The 4,292-nt window shown below is 46.7% G+C and carries 4 protein-coding genes; 2 read left to right on the forward strand and 2 right to left on the reverse strand.

What is annotated here, in order from left to right; translation table 11 throughout:
* Positions 1-118 precede the first annotated feature (118 nt).
* A complete protein-coding gene (locus QT974_RS31820; protein ID WP_333472366.1) occupies positions 119-757 on the reverse strand; it encodes a restriction endonuclease subunit R in 639 nt (212 codons plus the stop codon).
* Between the two features lie 418 nt (positions 758-1,175).
* On the opposite strand from QT974_RS31820, the gene pds reads away from it, so the two are divergent.
* Together pds and crtB are read left to right on the forward strand one after the other, a co-directional pair.
* A complete protein-coding gene (gene pds, locus QT974_RS31825; RefSeq protein ID WP_333472367.1) occupies positions 1,176-2,549 on the forward strand; it encodes a 15-cis-phytoene desaturase in 1,374 nt (457 codons plus the stop codon).
* 208 nt (positions 2,550-2,757) lie between these two features.
* Positions 2,758-3,687 carry a 15-cis-phytoene synthase CrtB gene (crtB, locus tag QT974_RS31830; RefSeq protein ID WP_333472368.1) on the forward strand — a complete coding sequence of 310 codons (930 nt, stop codon included), beginning with the start codon at positions 2,758-2,760 and terminating at the stop codon, positions 3,685-3,687.
* 65 nt (positions 3,688-3,752) lie between these two features.
* On the opposite strand, the gene QT974_RS31835 is transcribed toward crtB, so the two are convergent.
* On the reverse strand, positions 3,753-4,226 hold the full coding sequence (locus QT974_RS31835) for a hypothetical protein (RefSeq protein ID WP_333472369.1): 474 nt from the start codon (positions 4,224-4,226) through the stop codon (positions 3,753-3,755).
* Positions 4,227-4,292: the final 66 nt, after the last annotated feature.

A 4,292-nucleotide genomic window follows, 5' to 3' on the forward strand; every position in this document is an offset into this window, starting at 1 on the left:
CATATTCACTCATTTATTTATTATACATCGCTGATGTTATTAAATTTTCATTCCTTAGCTATAAGAGGGGGGTTTTTAACCCCTGGCGGACTAGCGGGTGCGCGGGAGGACTGATGGACTAAACTCGATTACCAACATTCAACTCGCCGAGGCGCTTCAAAATACTCAGTACGCTGTACAAATCGTTCCCCGGATTGAAAAGGTAAAACTTCCGAGAAAAAGCATACTGCGGTGTTTCACCCTTAACTAGCTTGACAAATAGAAAATCTGCCCCATTCATTAACAATCCGTAAGTAGGTCGATCGATCGTTACATTAGCTAACATATAAGCCAATAACTGCGGAACCCCTACCTCCAGAGAAAATGCGGCTTGCTTGGACTCGATAACTACTACCCAAAACTCCTGAAACAAAGCCAAAACATCCAACTGTCCTCTCACAATCGTCCCATCATCTTCGTCAACAATTTCCACAGATTTTTCGGAAGTAACGTGAAAAGGAGCAAGATAAAAATCAGCTAAATCTAAAAACGGAGACAGCACTACCATTTTGACTGTATTTTCAAGGAGCGGGGGACGTTCTAGCAAATTCCTGTAACTTGCTTTCACTCTGTTTAGTCGCTCTTTTTCAGCTTCCGAGATTGCTGGTAAATCATCTTGCCACTCGCGAAAGAATTGGTCATCTTCAATCCACTCAATTTTGAAGTTGGTTTCCAAATCGTTCAGCGCAACATTTCTCGCTTGAATTGTCTGTACCATAAATTTAACCAATATATGAATATTTCTTCTTAATTCATGATAGCAAAACTTGTTTAATTCCTGTCAATTACGTTTCCTAAGATACTTAAGGTCAGACCCGCAGGGAAAGCAGGGGTTTCAACCCCTGCCTCAAAGCAGAAGTCCTCTCAAAGAGGACTAATAAACTCTTCAGTCCTCTTTGAGAGGACTTGCGCTATAAGACAGGGACTTTCAGTCCCTGGCGGACTTTCGGATAATGTATTCTTCAGTCCTCTTTCAGAGGACTTACGCTATGAGACAGGGACTGAAAGTCCCTGGCGGACTGTTGGGCTAAGTGAACGATCCCAAAGGCACAGCCACATCCTTAGAGATTGCTTGAAAAATGTAACGAGTTGTAACGTATAATTAAGGCGAAGCGAACAGAGGGCAGTAGTATTAAATGCGAGTTGCGATCGCCGGAGCCGGCTTAGCAGGACTTTCCTGCGCAAAATATCTTACCGACGCGGGCCACACCCCCATCCTCCTGGAAAGTCGGGACGTACTCGGCGGCAAAGTAGCCGCCTGGAAAGATGCAGACGGCGACTGGTACGAAACCGGCCTCCACATCTTCTTCGGCGCATACCCAAATATGCTCCAATTATTCAAAGAACTTGACATCGAAGACAGGCTGCAATGGAAACAGCACTCGATGATTTTCAATCAGCCGGAAACTCCCGGAACCTATTCTCGCTTTGACTTTCCCAATATTCCGGCTCCGTTGAATGGCCTTGTGGCTATCCTCAGAAACAACGATATGCTCACCTGGGCCGAAAAAATCAGTTTCGGCATCGGTTTGATTCCGGCGATACTTCAAGGCCAGAAATACGTCGAAGAAATGGACAAATACTCGTTTTCAGACTGGCTGAAAAAGCAAAACGTCCCCCCCAGAGTCGAAAAAGAAGTATTCATCGCCATGTCCAAGGCGCTGAACTTTATCGACCCCCACGAAATATCTGCAACCATTCTGCTGACAGCCCTCAACCGCTTCTTGCAAGAGACAAAAGGCTCGAAAATGGCCTTTTTAGACGGTTCCCCTACGGAGAGGTTGTGTCAGCCGATGGTAGACTACATAACTGAACGCGGTGGCGAAGTCCGGCTGAATGCACCCATTGGGGAGTTTTTGCTTGAGGATGACAACACGGTGCGCGGGTTCCAGATTCGGGGCGTAAAAGGGGCAGAGTCAGAAATTCTGACAGCCGATATTTACGTTTCGGCGATGCCGGTTGACCCGCTGAAGCTGATGATGCCGAAACCTTGGGGCGAAATGGCTTATTTCAAAAAGCTCGAAGGTTTGGAGGGAGTACCGGTGATTAATGTACACTTGTGGTTCGATCGCAAGCTGACAGATATCGACCATTTGCTGTTCTCGCGATCGCCCTTGTTGAGCGTCTACGCCGACATGAGCAACACCTGCCGCGAATATGCCAACCCAGACAAATCAATGCTGGAACTGGTACTCGCACCGGCCAAAGACTGGATTGGCAAATCCGACGAAGATATCGTCGCAGCCACAATGGTCGAGTTAGAAAAGCTCTTTCCCGACCAAATCCCAGAACCCGCCAAAGTGCTCAAATATCACGTAGTCAAAACCCCACGTTCCGTTTACAAAGCCACCCCCGGCCGCCAGGAGTGCCGTCCCACCCAAACAACTCCGATTAGCAATTTCTATCTAACGGGGGATTATACAATGCAGCGTTATCTTGCGAGTATGGAAGGTGCCGTGCTTTCTGGTAAGCTGACAGCGCAGGCTATTTCAACAGCCAATAAAAAATGAAAAATTAAGAATTTTTCATAAAGACTGGGAGTGACGCACGGGCGACCAGAAACCGGGTTTTTCACCAAAATATTTGCTTAAAACCCTCAATCTCGGTTCAAAAACCCGGTTTCTTTGTTCAGATGCGTCAGTCCTCAAGACGTAAAAGAATCTCTCGTTGTCTCAACGGGGGAATGTCAGTTCTAATCTTTAAATTTCTTATTCTCGGATGCTGCAACTGTCAAAACTCCAGTGCATGAGAACTCTGGCCTCTTTGGATGAATCCTACGAACTGTGCCGCCAAGTCACAGCGAGTTATGCCAAAAATTTTTATTTAGGCACTCAACTCATGCCCGAAGCCAAGCGTCGGGCTATCTGGGCGATTTACGTCTGGTGCCGCCGCACCGACGAACTCGTAGATGGGCCTGGTTCTGAGGCTACGACCCCTGAAACCCTAAATTTGTGGGAAAAACGCCTAGAATCGCTGTTTGCGGGGCATCCTCACGACGATTATGATGTCGCTTTGGTGGATACGCTGTCTCGTTTCCCGATCGACATTCAACCGTTTCGCGAAATGATTGCGGGCCAACAAATGGACTTGTACCGCAGTCGCTACGAAACTTTTGAAGAGCTCAATCTTTACTGCTACCGAGTAGCCGGCACTGTCGGGCTGATGTCGATGTCTGTCATGGGCGTAGACGAATCCAACTCGGCTGCTAATTGGAATTGGCACTGGGGGAATAGAATTCCCAAAGAAGAAGCCGTCGCCCTCGGTATCGCCAAGCAGTTGACGAATATTCTGCGCGATGTGGGAGAAGACGCCCGCCGCGGCCGCATCTACATTCCCCTAGAAGACTTAGCGTTGTTTAACTACACCGAGGAAGACTTATTCAACGGTGTAATTGACGAACGCTGGCGGGAATTGATGCGCTTTCAAATTCAGCGAGCTCGCAAATTATACGCCAGCGCCGAACCGGGAATTAAAGTGCTCAGTCCCGATATCCGCTGGACAGTGTGGGCTGCTACGATGTTGTACAGCAGAATCTTAAATGCGATCGAACGCAATCAGTACGATGTGTTTCAGAAGCGGGCCTACGTTACCAATTCTCAGAAACTGTTGTGTCTTCCCGCCGCTTGGATGAAGTCAAAAGTGCTTTAGCTGCGGGCAATATTGCTTCAATCTCAGTCCGCGCAGGCGGACTTTGTTTGTATAGCCCCCGAATTCTATTCGGCGGGTTCTGGTGAATTTTTCAATTGGGCGATGGTACTTTCGAGCAATTGCTTTTCCTGCTGGAGTTTTGCTTCTAAAGTTTGAATTTGTTCGCGGCGGGCTTCAACTTCAATCAATCGGCGAGACAACTCTTGACTTTGCAAAGTCAGAGATTGCCGCCACCCTTGGGCCTTCTGGGCTTCTTGCTGCAAAAAATCGGGGGTAAAGCCTGTGGTTAAATACTTCTCAACTAATTCTAGCACCCAGTTTGTAGCGGATTGAATATGCAAAACCTTGCTATTTTCGCCAATATCTGCTAATGCTAGCATCCTTTCATTTAAAACATTTTGAGCAAAATCTGGCGGTAGCGTCAAGACAGTTTCTTGAAAAAGCATAGCCCAAGAATCATCAGAATTTTTACAAGCCAGCAATTGCAGACTTATCTCACCTGAAATTTCCTTCTTTTGTACTTGGGCTAAATATAACATGGCGGTTATTGGTTATTGGTTATTGGTTATTGGTTATTTGTTATTGGTTATTTGTTATTGGTTATT

It is taken from the genome of Microcoleus sp. BM001215392 (genome assembly GCF_036700185.1).
In the GTDB taxonomy this organism is placed as follows: domain Bacteria; phylum Cyanobacteriota; class Cyanobacteriia; order Cyanobacteriales; family Microcoleaceae; genus Microcoleus.